Below are 1,370 nucleotides of genomic sequence, written 5' to 3'. Positions count from 1 at the left end.
GGTCCCTTTGGTAGCTTCGGGGGGTGGTGGACATGGGGGCGGTGGACATAGCCAAGCGTGGCGGGGAAACCGGTAGTTACGGGAAGACGCCGGACAAAACGCGCCCGGCGCGCGGCGGTTCGCCGACCGCCGAGTCCGCCGAGAGCTCCGCCCTACGGGCCTGGCGCTGGGACGCGCGGGCGCGCCGCATGACGGCCGGTGTCGCGACGGCCGGCTGGGCGCTCGCGGCGGGACTGCTGGCGCGGGCCGTGTACGCGCCGTCGGCCGTCGCCGCCGGCACGCTGACCGCCTCCGCCCTGCTGGCCGGCGCCACCGCGCTCACCTGGTACTTCGGCCGACGCGGCCTCGCGACGGCGCTGGGCGTGACGGCCGGCGCCCTGGTCGTGCTCGGCGCGTGGACGCTCGCCGACGCGTACGACGCCTCGGGCGGGGCCCGGCTCGCGGCTGTCGCGGGCGCCCTGGTCCTCGCGCTGCTCCTGCTGTGCTGGTGCTCGCCGCTCGGGCGCGGCGGACTGCTCGGTGCCGCGTCCGCGGGCGTGACGGCCGCGGTCTGGGAGGCGGTCGCCGCCACCCAGGGCGGCGCCGGGTCCGCGCAGCAGCAGGCCCGCGCGGGTGCCGTACTCGCCGTCGTGTCGGTGGTGCTGCTCGGCCTGCTGCCCCGGCTCGCGCTGATGTCCGCCGGGCTGACCGGCCTCGACGACCACCGCTCGCAGGGCCAGTCGGTGAGCAGGTACCGGGTGGCCGTCGCGCTCAGCGCCACCCACCGGGGCCTGACCCTGGCGACGGTGGTGCTCGGCGGGTCGGCGGCCGTCGGGGCGTGCCTCGCCCTGCGCGCCCCCACCCCGTGGACGGTGCCGCTCGTGGCGGTGACGGCGTGCGTACTCGCGCTGCGCTCGCGAGCGTTCCCCCTGGTCGCGGAGGTGGTCGCCCTGCTGCTCGCGGCGGCGGTCACCGTGGTGCGGGGCGTACTGGTGTGGTCCGCCGGGTCGGGTTCCGGTGGGCCCGGTTCCGCGGGCGCTCTCGCGGTCCTCGTCGTCCTTGCGGTCGTCCCCCTGCTCGTCCTGGCGGTACGGCTGCCCGAGTACGTCGGCGCCCGGCTCGGGCGGATGGCCGACATCGCGGAATCCGTCGGCGTGATCGCACTGTTCCCGCTGCTCATCGGAGTGTTCGGCGTCTACGGCCGGCTGCTCGGCACGTTCGCCTAGGAGGAAGCGGCATGGCTCAGGACGACCGGCAGCCGGGCGCGGCGCACGACGTGATCGTGCCGGGCACACCGCCCGCCGACCGCCCGCCCGCGCCCGCGGCACCGGCACCGGCACCGGCGCAGACACGTCCCCACCAGCCCCAGGGAACGCCGTACGCCCCGGGAA

At 77.2% G+C, this 1,370-nt stretch carries 1 protein-coding gene; it reads left to right on the top strand.

Features of this window, described 5'->3' with window-relative positions; genetic code table 11:
* The first annotated feature begins 32 nt into the window (after window positions 1-32).
* The gene (locus LCE31_RS39645; protein ID WP_263632845.1) at window positions 33-1,205 is read left to right on the top strand and encodes a type VII secretion integral membrane protein EccD; all 1,173 of its coding nucleotides are present in this window, start codon (window positions 33-35) and stop codon (window positions 1,203-1,205) included.
* Window positions 1,206-1,370 lie beyond the last annotated feature (165 nt).

The sequence above is a fragment of the Streptomyces sp. 8L genome (genome assembly GCF_020176795.1).
Lineage (GTDB): Bacteria > Actinomycetota > Actinomycetes > Streptomycetales > Streptomycetaceae > Streptomyces.
This window is presented reverse-complemented; position numbering and strand designations above follow the sequence as displayed.